Source organism: Flavobacterium sp. GW821-FHT12A05, assembly GCF_058807735.1.
Genome location: NZ_JBXAQY010000005.1, coordinates 308,403 through 325,210, shown reverse-complemented (window position 1 = coordinate 325,210; position 16,808 = coordinate 308,403). Strand labels below are relative to the sequence as shown.

The window sequence follows — 16,808 nt, the reverse complement described above, 5'->3', positions numbered from 1 at the left end:
GCAGCATGTCAAAAAAAACTAACGATTATAAGAGAGCTTATATATGGCAGTTACCCATTCGGATTTTTCATTGGGTAAATGCCTGGGCTATAACAGGATTAGTAGCAACGGGGTTTATTATAGGTAATCCGCCGGGATTAATTTCTACCAAAGAAGCTACTAACCAGTTTTGGTTTGGATACGTTCGTGAAATCCATTTTATGTGCGCCTACTTGTTAGTGGCTGTCATGATCTTGAGGGTTTATTTTGCCTTTAAAGGAAATAAATATGCCAATTGGCGAGTATTCGTTCCTTTTAAAAAAGAAGGCTTCAAAAGAATGTGGCACGTCATTAAATTCGATATTTTTTTACAAAACGAAGAAACACATGGCTCTCCAACAGGAGCTGTAGGTCATAATAGTGTAGCTGCGGCATCGTATTTAGTTATGTTTTTTATGGGACTCATTATGATTGGAACCGGATTTGCCATGTACGCTCCTACTTCGACCTGGTTTTTCCCTAAAATGTTTGGCTGGGTTACCAATTTAGTTGGAGGAGATTTTAATGTTAGAGCCATTCATCATTTTACTACCTGGACTTTTATTTTGTTTGCAATCGTTCACATTTATTTGGTTTTCTTTCATGACTGGCTGGAAGGTTTAGGCGAAACATCGGCTATGGTAAGTGGTTATAAATTCGTTCGAACTGAAAGAATTAAAAAAGACGAAAACGAGCTTTTGGAAAGAGAAACAGCGAATCAAGATCCAATAAAGACAACCGATTTATAGTTCGTAATTATGGAAACAGAATTTAGTACCAAAAAATTCGACGAATTTCATTCTGATGGAAATGAAATCCTAGTACTCGGGATAGGGAATTATTTAATGGGAGATGAAGGTGTAGGCGTTCAGTTTATAAACAGAATCGATAAAACGCAATTTCCTGAAAACATTTCCTTTATTGACGGTGGTACTGGTGGTTTTACCCTAATCCCGTACATCGAAAATCATCAAAAGGTAATTATTGTTGATGCCACAATGGACGGCAAAGAAGAAGGTACTATTACGCTTTTGAAACCTCGTTTTTCTGAAGACTTCCCAATTTCATTAAGCGGACACAACTTCGGACTTAAAGACATGGTCGACATTTTGTCTATGCTTGATACTATGCCCGAAATTTATCTATACACCATTACCATTTTAAAAATGGAACCAATGTGCATGCAGCTTTCGCCAAAAGTAGATGCTGCAATCGAAAAAGTAACCAAACAGATTATACAACAAATAGAAAATTTTAAAATTTAATAATAATTCCGTTGAACCCTTCATTTCAAATAAAAATTTCAGGTACTGTACAAGGTGTAGGTTTTCGTCCGTTTGTATACAATCTGGCCGTCAAATTCAAATTAACAGGATATGTTTCTAATATTGAATCTGGGGTAATTATAGTAGTGCAGGGAAACGAAAAAACGGTTACTGAATTTTATACCGAGATAAAACGGAAGCATCCAAAAAATGCGAAAATAAACGAAATACAAATCTCAGAAGTTTCGATAACAGAAGGATTTGATCTGTTTTTTATTAAACCTACTGAGAAAAACATTTCTGTTAATTCACCGCTGACTCCGGATTTTGCTACATGCAAAAATTGCAAAGACGAAATCTTAGATCCGGAAAATCACCGATATTATTATCCTTTTATTAGTTGTACATCCTGTGGCCCGCGTTATGCGATTGCCGAAAAGTTCCCTTTTGAAAGAGAAAACACAAGTATGAACGAGTTTAAAATGTGCGAAATATGTCAGGAAGAATATAATAATCCTGTCGATATTCGCTTTCATTCTCAAACCAATTCCTGTCCTAATTGCGGTGTTCAAATTTCATTTACAGATAATAATGACACTATTATTTCCGGAAGTAATAAAGATATTTTTGAAGCAGTTTCAGACAAATTAAACGAAGGAAAAATAATTGCAGTAAAAAATACCTCAGGTTATTTACTGCTTTGCGATGCTACAAACAGTCAAACCGTTCAGGAATTACGAAACAGAAAAAAACGCTTAACAAAGCCGTTTGCGATATTATTTCCTGACACTAAACAAATTGAAAATTATTTGTTCTGCCATAAAACAGAAAAAACGTTACTAAAATCTGCGCAGGCACCCATTGTAATTTTACCCCTGAAAAAACAACTGGATTTAGCTATCGATGAAATAGCTCCAAACATGAAAACAATTGGAGCCATGTTACCTAACTCGGGAATTTTATATTTAATATCTCATTTGTTCCAGAAACCTTTAGTCGCCACAAGTGGAAATTTTAACGGATCGTCAATTTTTGCCGATCAGGATGAAGCAGTAAAAACGCTAAATCCTATTGCCGATTATTACCTGCATCATAATTTAGAAATTCAAAATTCGCAGGACGATTCGGTTCTTAAATTTTCACGAAAAAACAAGCAGAAGATTTTTCTTCGTCACGCCAGAGGTTTTGCTCCAAATATTGATTTTTCGTTTTTGCAAAACACTTCAGAAAAATTAATCTGCCTTGGAGCTACCTTAAAAAACACCATCACCATAACGCCCAATAATCAGGTGTATATGAGTGAATATATTGGCGATTTATTAAATTTTGATACGTACAACAGATTCGAAAAGAAAATAAAAAACTACCAGCACTTTTTTGATTTCTCTCCCAAAACAGTTTTATGCGATCAGCATCCTAATTACGAAAACAACAAAATAATTTCGGCATTTTTAAATAAGGATAAAACAGTTGAAACCATAAAAATCCAGCATCATGAAGCTCACTTTGCCGCTATTCTAACTGAAAAGAAGCTTTGGAAAAGATCTAAGATATTAGGTGTTGTTTGGGATGGAGCCGGATTTGGAAGCGATACAGAAATATTTGGAGGAGAATTTTACGAATACGACCACAACATTATAACCCGAATTGGACATCTGGAATATTTCTCCTGGATTTTAGGAGATCAAATGGCTAAAAACCCTAAAATAGCCGCGCTTTCAATTAGTAAAAACAGTACTTATCTTCAATCGCACTTTAATAAAAATGAATTAAAAGTTTACAGCAAACTCATTAAAAACAGCTCAATTAAAACCTCATCAATGGGACGATTAATTGATGCCGTTGCATTTGTTCTTGGATTTACAAATCCTATTTTATTTGAAGCCGAAGCGGGAATGTATCTGGAAAATCTGGCACAGCAGGCTTTTAACAGATCAGAAATTAAATTAAGGGATTATTTAAAAGATGAAAAAATAACCGATTTACTGCCTGCAAAAAAACTATTATTACAAGTTGCAAAAGCAGTGCAAACCAATAAAGATTTAGGAATGATTGCTCTTAATTTTCATTTTACTTTGGTGAAATGCATCGAAAAAATCGCTTTTCATTCTAAATCAAAAGAAATCGCTTTTAGCGGCGGGGTTTTTCAAAACTCTGTTCTTGTCGATTTAATTATCGATCATCTAAAACCTAAATACAAATTACACTTTCACGAAATAATTTCTCCAAACGACGAAAACATCTCTTTTGGACAGCTTAATCATTACTTACATCTAAAAAAATAAATTATGGACATTCTTGAATTATTAGGCCATATTGGCACAACAGAAGAAAAGGATAAAATTTCATACTCGGCAGGAGTTGTAATGGCTTTAAGTTTGAAAGATATTGGATTTGAAGAAATTAAATATGAAGATTATGTAGACGGAATGAAATCTGTTTTTGAGAAAAAAGGAGAAAAAATCTCACCAAAACGTTCTATCGAAATTTTCAATAATTATGTGGCACTTTTACAGGAAGAGTTAAAGGTGAAAAATGCGGAAATTGGAAACGCTTTCCTGGCTAAAAATGCTTCTAAAGAAGGAATTACAACGCTTCCAAGCGGTTTACAATATGAAGTATTAACCGAAGGAAATGGAAATACACCTAAAATTACCGATACTGTAAGTGTAATTTATGAAGGTTATTTATTAAACAAAGAGGTATTCGATTCTACAAAAGATACCGGACCTCAAAAAATGAAAGTGCTGCAAACTATAAAAGGCTGGCAGGAAGCATTACAATTAATGCCCGAAGGCTCACGCTGGAAAGTTTATATTCCGCATGATCTGGCTTATGCTGAAATGGGAGCACCGCCGGTAATCCAGCCTAACTCTACTTTGGTGTTCATAATTGAACTTTTAAATATCCTTTAAAATGAAATACCTGTCTGAATATCGCAATCCCGAACTGGTCAAACATTATATAAATGAAATCCATAAGATAACTACAAAGCCATGGAATATCATGGAGATTTGCGGCGGACAGACCCATTCATTAGTCAAAAACGGATTACTGGATTTATTGCCAGAGAATATTAGAATGATTCACGGGCCGGGATGTCCGGTTTGTGTTACTCCTATTTCGTTAATCAATAAAGCTATTGAATTAATGAAACAAGGCGTAATTCTATGTTCTTTTGGAGATATGATTCGGGTTCCGGGCTCTTCAAAAAGTTTATTGCAGGCCAAAGCCGAAGGAGGCGATTTACGAATTTTATATTCGCCGTTAGAAGCTGTAAATATTGCGGCTAAAAATCCGGATAAAGAAGTGGTATTTTTTGCCGTAGGTTTTGAGACTACAGCTCCCAGCAATGCATTGGCAGTTCTTCATGCACAAAAACTCGGCTTAACGAATTTTAGTTTATTGGTTTCGCACGTATTGGTTCCTCCTGCAATGGGAGCCATTTTATCAGACGAGTTTTGCAATATAAATGCTTTTTTAGGTGCGGGTCATGTCTGTACCATTATGGGATTAGAAGAATATTATCCTATTGCCGAAAAATACAAAATACCCATTGTCGTTTCGGGATTTGAACCTGCCGATATGGTTCAGGCCATTTATCATGCTGTACTGCAATTAGAGCAGGGAAAATATGAAGTAGAAAACCAATACACCAGATTAGTAAAAGAAGAAGGAAACTTGAGAGCGAAAGAAGTTGTAAATACGATTTTTACCATTGGAACTCAGGAATGGAGAGGCATTGGCGCTATTGAAAACAGCGGACTTGTAATGAGAGAAAACTATAAAATGTATGATGCCAATAGTAAATTTTCTATAGAAACAACGAATTGCAATACCGATAATTTGTGCATTGCCGGCCAAATCCTGACCGGAAACAAAAGACCGAATCAATGTCCGGAATTCGGAAAAAAATGCAAACCCTCTAATCCACTAGGGGCGCCTATGGTTTCATCTGAAGGTGCTTGCGCGGCTTACTTCAACTATTTATAAAATTTAAAATGATTGGATTATTAATTACCGTTTATGCCGGACTGGAACATGCTTTTGAAGCTGATCATTTATTGGCAGTTAACAATCTTGTTACCAATAGAGTCAAAATTAAAGATGCTCTAAAAGACGGAATGTTTTGGGGAATTGGTCATACGGCTACTATTTTTATAGTAGGCGTTATTATGATTGGCTTTAAAATTTCGATCAGCGAAAACGTATTTAGTTATCTCGAAGCTGTAGTTGGCTTAATGCTGATTCTTCTGGGTGTAATTCGTTTATTTAAATTATTATACAAAAAAAGGCATTCGCATACTTATTATCATAGTCACGAGCACACGCACAGTAATGGGGTTACACATACGCACATGCATGCTCATACGTATTATCATTCGCATCCTATTGCTTCTTTTAAACATGCTCATTTTGACGGATCGACAAATTACAAAACGGCTTTTGGCGTTGGACTGATTCATGGTTTGGCCGGAAGCGGTTCTTTGGTGATTTTGGTTATTTCACAAATGAAAACGCCATTAGAGGGATTACTCTATATTCTGATTTTTGGAATTGGTTCTATAATAGGAATGTTTATCGCTTCGGGATTATTTAGTATTCCGTTTACCAAAAGCATTTTGAATTCTCAAAAATTACAATATGCTTTAATTATAATTTCTTCGGTAATCTGCATCATATTTGGGTTTAAGATTGTGTATACCAATTTATTCTAGAAACTAAAACTGACTTATAAAAAAAATGCCCCGACGCTATCCCTAAGCCGAGGCATTTTTTTTTAATTTCTAAAAGCTGTGGCAATACCCGTTATAACATTTGAAGCACCAAAAGCAAACAAGCCCGAAGCAACTGCATTTTGACCCGCAAAAAATTGATTTTCCGCAATAGCATTACTAAAAAATAAGCCGCCGGCAGCGCCTGCAATTAATCCAATACCAATAAGTGTAACAGTCCACCAAGGTTCCGGATCTGGGGGTGGCGGCGGGTTTTTCCAAAAACGTTTCCACCAGCCTGGGTATTTGGTTCCGCACCAGCCCATGGCTAAAAATAAAGCAGTTTCCATAATTTCATGATTTGATTTGTGCCTACTCTCTTGCTTTTCGGCTTACGCATTTAATTGGAGTAAAATTATGCAAGTACTAATCTTGATTTATAAGGTAAACTACCGTTTTTGAAAGGGGAAAAATCCTGTTTTTTTCATCAATTAATCTTATTCTAATGGAGATATAAGAGGAACTTAATGATATCTTAAGGCGTTTTTGAAGGCTTGATTTATGGGGATAAATATCTTTGTCTCATGAAAAAATTGTTCGAAAAATCAGCCTTTATTATTCTCTTATTTGTTATAAGCCAATTTTCATTTGGTCAAAAAATTTCATCGGTAAAAGGAATAGTTACTGACGGAAAACTTCCGGTAGAATTTGTTGATGTTATTTTAAAAAACACCAGCGACTCAACCAAAGTTGCCAATTACGCCGTAACTGATGCATTAGGAAATTTCTTTTTAGAAAATATAAAGGAAGGAGAATATCAGCTGCAATTTAAACTCATTGGTTTTAAAACCACTACTCAAAAAATACAATTTGGAGGATCACCAGTTTCCGTTGGAACCGTTGTTTTACAAAACGATACTAATTTACTGAATACCGTTGTTGTTAATTCTCAAAAGAAACAAATTCAGAAAACAGACGAAGGTTTTATTTTTAATGCGGTTTCAAATATTTCGCAATCGGGCGGAACAGCAACTGATATGCTGAAAAGCATTCCAACTGTTGCTGTAGATGCGGAAGGAGGCATTACTTTAAGAGGTAAATCGCCTTTGATTTTAATTAACGGAAAAAATTCTGCCATTACCAATATGGATCAAATTGCAGCGAGCAGTATTGAAAGTATCGAAATTATAAGCAGTCCTACGGCTAAATATGATGCAAATGCCGAAAGCGGTATCATCAATATTAAACTTAAAAAGAACAACCAAAATGGCATGAATGGCGCTGTAGTTCTGGGAACCGGTTTTGGTGCGAAAGGAAGAATAAACAGTTCGGTACTTTTGAATCATAAAACCGAAAAATGGAACTTTGGTTTGGGATACGATAACCGATTTGCCGGAAGAACCAAAAAAATTAAAGCCGACAGAACAAACTACTTTATTGACGACGAGCATTTTATCAATCAGAGGAGAAATGACGAACGCACAGAAGGTTTACAAAATTTAAAACTGAATATTGATTTTTCTCCAAATGAAAGAAACAGTTTCTCATTTGAAGCATTGGGAAATATTGAAACTCAGGATAATGATGAAACTTTATACACACAAGTAAATACGAATACAAATAGTTTCTTTTCTAATAACAGAAGACATTCTCTGGAACTGGAACGTTCAAAAGTAGGCGAACTGGCGTTTAATTATGATCGAAAATTCTCTGATGATCGAAAAAGCCTCAACTTCAGCCTTACTTCTTCTTTCGGAAAACACAGAGAAAACACCGATATCGATACATATAATTATAACGAGTATCAACAACAGATTAACGATGCTTTACTACAGCGCACTCATAATTATGAGCATGAAAATATATCTAATGCTATTTTAAATTATACTTTTCCAGTATCGGAAAAAACGATTGTAGAAACGGGTTATAAAGGAACATTCCGATTTTTTAATTCTGATTTTGAAAGCGCCGATATGGTGAATGGCAAATATGTAGTAAATCCGTTAGCGAGTAATAGTTTTAAATTTAACGAACAAATAAATGCCGTTTATGGTTTGATGAATTCGTACATCGGCGAAAGCGAAAATCCAAAATGGAAATACAATTTAGGTTTGCGTGCCGAAAATGTTTCCAATACCGGATCAACGCAAAATAACACTGACCGCTTCAATAATAATTATTTGAAACTATTTCCATCAGCTTCTCTTCAATTGAATTTAAAACCAGATGAATTTGTAAAGTTAGGTTACAGTAAAAGAATTAACCGCCCGGATCTGGACGATTTAAATCCGTTTATTGATATTACAGATGCGTTGAATCCTCATGGAGGAAATCCGTATTTAAAACCCGAGATTATTCACATTGCAGAAATGAGTTATTCTAAAAACTGGTCAAAATATTCTTTTTCAGCAAATGCTTTTTACAGAAATGCAACCGATGCTATCAGGCAATATGCAGAGCTTCACGATAACGGCGTAATCTTACTGCAGCCAAGAAATATAGGAAGCACCGTTACGTATGGTTTAGAAACTATTTTCAGCTTAAAACCACTTTCCTTTTATGATGCTAATATTAGTGTAACGGCATTTCAGCAAAACATCAATGCGTCAAATTTAGCACAGGATGTGGTAAGCAATGCTTTTAGCTGGTACGGAAAAATCATTAATAATTTTGTTCCCTGGAAAGGCGGTAAACTGCAGCTTATTGGTAATTACAATTCGGCATTGGCAACACCGCAGGGGAAAAGAATTCCTATATATAATGTAGATATGGGTTTTCAGCAGAAACTAGGAAAAGGAAATGCCCGTTTAGGATTGGTAGTAACCGATATGTTTAACACGCTCGAAAGCGGTTATAAAAACAATACCTTATTGTTTAGTAACAACAGAACAAACAAATCTGATACCCGCGCCTTGATGCTTACGTTTGCTTATACCTTTAAATCAGATTTTAAAGAAAAACTGCTCGAAAATCAGTTTTCTACAGAATAAAATTGCCTTAAAAAACCAAAAATTCAAAAAATAGCATTCTTGTATTTCAGATTTATTTTTCTATTGAAATTTAAACTATATTCGCCATGAAAATCTGCCGCTGATTTTCATTTAAACGCCAAAAACTTTTAAACCTACATAGAATGAAATCTGTACATTTATTACTTATTGCTATATTTTTTGTTACTGCAAAATCATATTCCCAAGTCGAAGTAAATCAAATTACCCATAATTCTAAAGATCGTTATATTACTACAACCATTGGTTTTCCGGTGCCGGGAACTTATGCTCCAATTGGACAAAAAGAACCTATTACGGTTTTAAATCCAGACGGAACAGGATCTATTCAGGCAGATGATCTTACCAAGCAAAAAATCAACTGGGGAATTGAATGTACAGAAGAAGGTGTGCCTATTTTTAAAGAAGGTTTCAATAGTAAATCGTATACTTTTTGGTACAGACCAAACGACAGCAACGAATGGTATTATTCTCAATTTTCTATTCATTTTGCCAAGAAAAAAATGTTCTTAATGGGCGAACGAGTAAAACCATACGAAGATTATAACGTACAATAATCTTCTAAAAAAGAACACCCAAATTAAATATTTCTCGATTTTTAGGAAAATTTACTACAAAAAAGAAAACGTTTTCGTTGATTTTTAATAGTGTCTGTAAATTTTCCCATAAATTTCGATAAAATAAAAAATCATACCTTATTTTTATTTAATTTGCAGTAAAATTCAATATATTAAACATGATTTCAATCACAAGACTTTTTGATTTTCCCTATTATCAACAAGAAACATATAACCTTCCAGTTGCTCTGGCAACCAAAAAAAATGGAGTCTGGGAAAAAACATCTAGCCAGGAATATATTGCAAAAGCAAATGCCGTTTCGAGAGCATTATTACGCATGGGCGTTCAAAAAGATGATAAAATTGCTTTAATCAGCTCTAATAACCGTACGGAATGGAATATAATGGACATTGGTATTTTACAGACCGGTGCACAGAATGTTCCTATTTATCCAACCATTGCAGAGGAAGATTACGAATATATCTTAAACCACAGCGGCAGTATTTATTGTTTTGTTTCTGATGACGAAGTTTTACAGAAAGTAAATGCTATTAAAGCCAATGTACCAACATTAAAAGAAGTGTATTCTTTTAATGAAATCGATGGTTGTAAAAACTGGACCGATTTACTGATTTTAGGTGAAGACGAAAGCAACCAAAATGAAGTCGAAGCCAGAAAAGACAGCATTAAAACAGAGGATTTAGCTACTATTATTTATACTTCCGGAACAACCGGAAGACCAAAAGGCGTTATGCTTTCTCATCAAAACATTGTTTCGAATGTTTTAGACAGCGCGCCAAGAATTCCGTTTGATCCGGGAAAAAGCACAGCATTAAGCTTCTTGCCTATTTGTCATATTTTTGAAAGAATGATTTTGTACATCTATCAATTCTATGGCGTATCGGTTTATTTTGGAGAATCTATTGATAAAATCAGTGATAACTTAAAAGAAGTTCGTCCAACTGTAATTACAGCTGTACCAAGACTTTTAGAAAAAGTTTACGATAAAATCTATGCTAAAGGAGCTGAATTAACAGGCATTAAGAAAAAACTATTTTTCTGGGCTATTGATTTAGGTTTACGATATGAACCTTACGGAGCCAATGGCGCGTGGTACGAATTTCAGTTAAAAATTGCCCGTAAACTTATTTTCAGTAAATGGAAAGAAGGTTTGGGCGGTAACTTAGATTTAATGGTTTCGGGAAGTGCAGCTTTACAGCCGCGTTTAACGAGAGTTTTTGCTGCTGCAGAAATTCCGGTAATGGAAGGTTACGGTTTAACTGAAACTTCTCCGGTAATTGCCGTAAACGACCAAAGAAACAAAGGATTTAAAATTGGAACGGTTGGAAAACCAATTCGCAATCTAGAAGTAAAAATTGCCGAAGACGGAGAAATTCTATTAAAAGGACCAAACGTAATGTTAGGTTATTTTAAAGACCCGGAAAAAACGGCTGAAGCTGTAATTGATGGTTATTTCCACACAGGAGATATTGGAGAAATTGACAGTGAAGGTTTCTTAAAAATTACAGATCGTAAAAAAGAAATGTTCAAAACATCTGGAGGTAAATATATTGCACCGCAGATGATAGAAAATGCCATGAAACAATCTCGTTTTATTGAGCAGATTATGGTTATTGGTGAAGGCGAAAAAATGCCTGGAGCTTTTATCCAGCCAAACTTTGAATTTGTAAAAGAATGGGCAAAAATCCATAGAATTACTTTAGGAAGTTCCGATGCAGAAATTAGTGCCAATCCAGATGTTATTAAACGTATCGATGAAGAAGTAGAAAGCATCAACAAAAAATTCGGACACTGGGAACAAGTAAAACGTTTTGAACTTACACCAGATGTTTGGTCTATTGATGGCGGGCAGCTTACTCCTACTCTTAAATTGAAACGTAAAATTATTAAAGAGATTTACAAAGATCTTTACGCAAAAATATACGGGAACAATTAATAAATCAAAATAATATAACCAAACGAAAAGGCTGCCTTACTTAAGACAGCCTTTTTTAATATCTGAAAATTATAATTTTATCTATTGTTTTCATTTTTTTAATTTTTAATATTTTTTTTTTTACCGCTATGGTGCTAAGATTTATTTCTCGCTCCCGATAGCTATCGGGATTGCAGATTTTTTTAATAATCCTTCTAATCTTATATCCCGATAGCTATCGGGAGTGGCTAAAAAACTTTGCGCCTTTGCGTCTTTGCCCCTTTGTAACTAAAAAGACCTAGAAAAACATACTTTTTAGATCTCGAAAGAAACTTCTTTTCTTCTTAGATTTTTTCTCTTGCTTTTCTTTTTTGTCTGAACCCTTTTTTTCAAAAACTGCTTTCGCTTTTTCAATCGTTTTGATTGGTTTTGGTCCTTCAGTTTTAGAATTTTCGTAGTACTTTTTAAAAGGACGAGGTTCAAAGTCAACCAAAATTGCAGCCATATTTATAGCATCAATGTTTGACGGATCTGTTTCGCCTTTAAAGAACGTTTCGATAGGTCTGAACTTATCTTTTTTCTCCTTAAACTTATTCTTTTTAGTATGATCGAAATCTAAGCCCAAGAGATTACTAAAAACATTCAAGTCATCCTTTGTTGGGTTATTTTCGAAAATGAGCCAGCACAAATCACGAAGTTGTCCACGAGAAGGTTTGTACAAATAGTCAAAGTATTTCCCTTCTTTTTCTATCTCGTATTTTTTTCTAATTGCTTTTTTATATTTTTCTAATGTATTGTTTTGCATGGTATTTTTTTTTTTGCAATTCTTGGAAATCTCAGGAAATCGAAGGTTTTCCGGGAAATCCAATATCACAAAAGTTTAAAAGCACCCTTGCTTTACCAGAGAAATATCTCTATATGATATATTTGATTTTCCTAAAATTCACCTCCTCCTTCCATAGGCTAATAAGTTCCAAATCCATTCCTCTCCTCGAGGCAAATTCCGACTCACTAAACTCCACTTTATCTGTTTGACCACTTTGGTCTGACCTAAGTCCTATTTCTTGATTCATCCTTAAATTTTTATTGTTAAACTAAAACTCTCAGCATCCTGCTAATCGTTCCTACTTTTTACTTCACGACGTTTTCTTTATGTGCAAATATTACGTTGGTACTGCGCAATTATTCTGCGTACTGTTTTTTAAAAGCTTCTGAGATACTAAGATTCTAAGGCACTAAGCTTTTTTAACCTTTGTCCCTCTGTACCTTTGTTCCTCTGTACCTTTGTTCCTCTGTACCTTTGTCCCTCTGCACCTAAAACAAAAAAAGCACCCAATTAAAGGTGCTTCATAACAAATACGATATAACTATCCTACTGCCTATAATGATGCACCAACATGAAAAAGCGTTCACGGTCCGAAGCCGCGGCAACTAATCCTGGGTTATGTATGTATAATTTAAAACTCATTTTATTTATATTTTAATTGTTGTTGTTCTTATTTAATGAAACACTTTGTTTCGATTTTGTTCAGCAAAGATAGGATAGAAAAAATCATATTTCCAAATATTTTTTAACATTATTTTACTGGTTATCAATTATTTAAGTCAAAAATAAAGACAAAGAAATACCTCTCCGCAAACTGGTGCAGATCTCACTTTTGTATCAAATGACTGTTACTCATCAGATTACTTTCCAAGACTATATTTCGCTATTTTGATTAATCATTAAACATTTTGGTCAATTATTTTTTTAGTTTTTTTTAGTTCTGGTTCGGTTTTCTATCATTTTGTTATCACGTTGAACGATTTTTATTGTCACACTGAGCGAAGTCGAAGTGCTTTTTATAATAATCAAAGTGCTGTAAAACAAAAAAAGCGTCCCGAAAATGAGGACGCTTTTTATATTTATGTTGAATTTTAAATCTAAAATTTATATTTCACAAAATACATCACGCATCCATTGCTTTCAACCGGAAGACATCCGGCGAAATCAAATTTCTGTTCTGACGAACGATAAATATGTATATTTTTTGTTTCCATTTCAAGACCAAATGTACAATATATTTTAACATTTATACACTATTATGTTAAAAATATTTATCAGACAGCATGCAATTTTAACCTAAATTTTCTCTTAAAAAGATTCGTAAACCTTAATAATTTTATATTTTTGAGAATATACGCACACTTTATTTTTTATCCCTAAAACAGCATGAAAAAATACCTAAAATACATTGATGGCAACTCCGATAAATTCTGGGAAATCGAAGTTACCGGATTAGATTATACCGTGACCTACGGAAAAAACGGAACCTCTGGAACCTCTCAAACAAAAAGTTTTGCCACAAACGAAGAATGTTTGAAAATGGCCGAGAAAATACTAGCCGAAAAAATTAAAAAAGGATATTCTGAAACCGGCGAAGTTGATGTTACTTCTAAACCAAAAACAGCCAAAAGCGCCAAATCTGATGAAGTTCTTGAAGAATATGAAGCGATCCTAAAAGCTAAAAATATAGATTTATTACTGCCTCTTTTAAAAGAAAAATCAAAAGGAAATATTGAGGCACTAAAAAAGCTCATCAAAAAAAGCAAACGTTATTTTATGACCTATACAGATCTTACTAAAGATCCGGGGTATGTAAAAAAAGACAAACACGATTACGGCTGGGGAACGCGAGGTGATAAAAAACAAAGCGATATTATTACCCTTAGTGCCATTGCTTTATTTGATAAAACCGAAATAAATTCCTGGGATGAAGCTTTGAATCTATTAAACGAAATAGATGAGAAACCACAGGTTCTTGACGTTTTATTATGGGCAAAACCCAATTGGCTCGATACTTTTATTTTAGATAAAGTAAAAAGACAGGATTGGGTTGGGTTTAATTATCATACCCTGCGCCAATTAGAGGAACAGAATTTATTACAATTTAATCCCGAATTATATGCTTTGACATTGGCAGCGACTAATGAGTGGCGCGCAAAAATGAAAATCAGAAGATTCATTAATAATTCATTAAACGACAAACTAACTTATCAAAGAGATATTCCGGAATTGTTTAATTATGAAACGATTCTGCACAACAGTTTCTTTAGAGATAATGATAAACAAAGTCACGACGAATTCCAGACCTGGAGCGTTATTTACAAATCATTATTAGACGATAAAAAAATGGATCGCGCTTTTTTTATCGAAAATGCCATCCAGATTCAAACCAAAGAATGGAACAATAACCTGAAATCTTTTTTTAGAAAAAGGTTAGATGAGTTTACTGTTACCGCAGACGAACTTATTATTTATCAGGAAAATATATTTAGCTTTTTTCATAATGCTTATCCTCCTATTACAAGTTATGGCGTAGAACTTGTGAAAAAAATGTACGAACATCCAAAATTTAAAACCAAATCGTTTCTCGAATGGCTGGAACCGCTTATGATGCGAAACGACTGTAAAGCGGCGATAAAAAACATACTGCCAATTTTGGAAAAAATGACCAAAACAAATCCGAAATTAAACAATACCATCGCCTCGATTATTGCCGATGTTTATGTAATATCAGATTTAGCTTTGCAGGAACGTGTTTCGAAAGTTATTTTAAAAATTGGATCCGTAAAAGACAAAGCGCTAAAGGAAAAACTAAGTTCTTATGTCTCTTTAATGCAGGGAAATATAAAATCTGGTCTGACTTCATTTTTAGATGAAGACGCGCTTACGATTGACGATTCGGCATTAGAAGAATATCATTTTGAACCTAAAAAAGAATTACTGCTTACTGAGGAAGTACAGCTGCCAACGGACTGGAACGATATTGTGTTTCAGTTTGGAAATTTTATTAATTCTGATGAAACGCTGGATACCGAAATCTTGATGAATGTTTATATTCAGCAAAGAGATTTGTTTCCGGCAGATTATGCGGCACAATTGCAGCCTTATGAAAAACAACTTCAGAAACATTATTTTGAAGCCGTTCATAAAAATTTCATGAAGTCGTTTTTACAGCAGAAAATTCAAAACATAAACGGCAAATTCGACAGCAGTTTCAAACATTATTCAAAAATAAATACGGTTACTTTAATTAAGTCATTATTAGAAAAAGTACAGCAAAAAATTGAATCCAATTCGGCTTTGCCTTTGCTTTCTTTCCCGAGCCATAAACCGTATTGGGTGGCACCAAAAGTTTTGCTGGAAAGAGTAATTGAATATCAAAAAACCAAAGAAGAGATTGATTATCTCGATTTAGCGATTGCCATTGCGCGTATGCCAAGAGAAAATACCGCCGAAGCGATTCCGTTATTAGATAAAGTCGAAGGCGAACTCAAACAACTTTTGTCCTTTTGTCTGGGTGTCGATGAAAAACTCAATTTAGATTCGACTTCTTTGTTTTCTAAACTTCTGGCAACGATGGGAAAAACAACCAAAGAAACCGGAAACTTATCTTTATGGGCAGTTGCGGCCAGAACTTTTTATCCTAACGATACTTTCTCTCAATTTGAAAACACCTATTTAAAAGAAGTTCCGTTTGTGGTTTCGCCATTTGTACCCGAGATTAAATTTAAAGAAAAATGGAACGAGTGGACTAATTATCAAACGAAGGAAAAAGAGCGAACGCCGTCTTGGTACGAATTGAAATTTGATCTTCCTCATTATATCAAAATTCCAAACTATTTATTGTACAGTCAGGATATTTACAATCGCGGCAACAGCTGGGATTATTTGTTAAGTTATGCCGGAAACAGCTATTACTGGCACAGTTTAATGCCTCAAAATTCTGATGCTTTGGCTTTGACTTTATTGCAGAATTGTACAACTGCCGACGGTTCAAAACCGGAATTAAAAGGTTTTCTGGATATTATAAACAGACCCGAATTTAGATTTTCTGAAACTACGATGCTTACATTCGCTGCTTGTTTCTTTCAGGAGAAAAAAGATTTGCGATTGCTGGCTTCTGAGGTTTTAATTCATTTAATCGAAAAACAAACTGTTGATGTTGCCCTTTTTGCTCAAAAGGCAGCATTTCTGGCTTCAGAAAAATACGGTGTCTTTTTACGCTTTTCTGATGCATTGGCTGCGCTGAAAGATATTTCGCCTTTACACAACAGTGCTTTGTTTCAATTGTTTAATTCCTTTTTTGAAAATCTGGTTTTAAAAGAAAAACTGCCAACTAATTTCAAGAAAATTGTAGAAAATTATGTTGATATTTTAACGAAAACGAATCAGAAACCATCTGCAAAAGCAATGGTTTTCTTTGAACAATGGAAAGACAATACCGCGCTTAAATCGTTGATTAAGCAAATTTTAAAATAACAA

At 34.3% G+C, this 16,808-nt stretch carries 12 protein-coding genes; 10 read left to right on the top strand and 2 right to left on the bottom strand.

The genetic code is table 11. The features are described 5' to 3' along the window. Positions 1 to 5 precede the first annotated feature (5 nt). The 6 genes from cybH to AC1RRQ_RS13670 are packed head-to-tail and all read left to right on the top strand — an operon-like array spanning position 6 to position 6,001. A complete protein-coding gene (gene cybH / locus AC1RRQ_RS13695) occupies positions 6 to 767 on the top strand; it encodes a Ni/Fe-hydrogenase, b-type cytochrome subunit (RefSeq protein WP_493023595.1) in 762 nt (253 codons plus the stop codon). A gap of 9 nt (positions 768 to 776) precedes the next feature. Next, positions 777 to 1,283 (top strand): HyaD/HybD family hydrogenase maturation endopeptidase, encoded by a 507-nt coding sequence (locus AC1RRQ_RS13690; protein ID WP_493023594.1) that lies wholly within the window; start codon positions 777 to 779, stop codon positions 1,281 to 1,283. 11 nt (positions 1,284 to 1,294) lie between these two features. Beyond that, positions 1,295 to 3,568 carry a carbamoyltransferase HypF gene (gene hypF / locus AC1RRQ_RS13685; protein WP_493023593.1) on the top strand — a complete coding sequence of 758 codons (2,274 nt, stop codon included), beginning with the start codon at positions 1,295 to 1,297 and terminating at the stop codon, positions 3,566 to 3,568. 3 nt (positions 3,569 to 3,571) lie between these two features. Then, on the top strand, positions 3,572 to 4,198 hold the full coding sequence (bamJ, locus tag AC1RRQ_RS13680; protein WP_493023592.1) for a BamJ family beta-barrel-assembly machinery protein: 627 nt from the start codon (positions 3,572 to 3,574) through the stop codon (positions 4,196 to 4,198). Position 4,199: 1 nt separating this feature from the next. Continuing rightward, the gene (gene hypD, locus AC1RRQ_RS13675) at positions 4,200 to 5,276 is read left to right on the top strand and encodes a hydrogenase formation protein HypD (protein ID WP_493023591.1); all 1,077 of its coding nucleotides are present in this window, start codon (positions 4,200 to 4,202) and stop codon (positions 5,274 to 5,276) included. Positions 5,277 to 5,284: 8 nt separating this feature from the next. Next, positions 5,285 to 6,001, top strand: a complete 717-nt coding sequence (locus tag AC1RRQ_RS13670; RefSeq protein ID WP_493023590.1) for an urease accessory protein UreH domain-containing protein — start codon at positions 5,285 to 5,287, stop codon at positions 5,999 to 6,001. A gap of 62 nt (positions 6,002 to 6,063) precedes the next feature. Here AC1RRQ_RS13670 and AC1RRQ_RS13665 read toward each other — a convergent pair whose 3' ends face one another. Beyond that, positions 6,064 to 6,348 (bottom strand): hypothetical protein, encoded by a 285-nt coding sequence (locus AC1RRQ_RS13665; protein WP_123907111.1) that lies wholly within the window; start codon positions 6,346 to 6,348, stop codon positions 6,064 to 6,066. 234 nt (positions 6,349 to 6,582) lie between these two features. Here AC1RRQ_RS13665 and AC1RRQ_RS13660 point away from each other — a divergent pair, with 234 nt between their 5' ends. From AC1RRQ_RS13660 to AC1RRQ_RS13650, 3 genes are all read left to right on the top strand, one after another. Continuing rightward, positions 6,583 to 8,988 (top strand): TonB-dependent receptor domain-containing protein, encoded by a 2,406-nt coding sequence (locus AC1RRQ_RS13660; protein WP_493023589.1) that lies wholly within the window; start codon positions 6,583 to 6,585, stop codon positions 8,986 to 8,988. Between the two features lie 143 nt (positions 8,989 to 9,131). Then, positions 9,132 to 9,563 (top strand): hypothetical protein, encoded by a 432-nt coding sequence (locus AC1RRQ_RS13655; RefSeq protein WP_493023588.1) that lies wholly within the window; start codon positions 9,132 to 9,134, stop codon positions 9,561 to 9,563. 179 nt (positions 9,564 to 9,742) lie between these two features. Continuing rightward, positions 9,743 to 11,521: an AMP-dependent synthetase/ligase gene (locus tag AC1RRQ_RS13650; protein WP_493023587.1), complete on the top strand. Its 1,779-nt coding sequence runs from the start codon at positions 9,743 to 9,745 to the stop codon at positions 11,519 to 11,521. Positions 11,522 to 11,798: 277 nt separating this feature from the next. Here the strand turns inward: AC1RRQ_RS13650 and AC1RRQ_RS13645 are convergent, their stop codons facing one another. Continuing rightward, positions 11,799 to 12,305, bottom strand: a complete 507-nt coding sequence (locus AC1RRQ_RS13645) for a hypothetical protein (protein WP_493023586.1) — start codon at positions 12,303 to 12,305, stop codon at positions 11,799 to 11,801. Between the two features lie 1,407 nt (positions 12,306 to 13,712). Between AC1RRQ_RS13645 and AC1RRQ_RS13640 the strand changes: the two genes are divergently transcribed. Continuing rightward, complete coding sequence (locus tag AC1RRQ_RS13640; protein WP_493023584.1) at positions 13,713 to 16,805, top strand: DUF6493 family protein; 3,093 nt, start codon at positions 13,713 to 13,715, stop codon at positions 16,803 to 16,805. Positions 16,806 to 16,808: the final 3 nt, after the last annotated feature.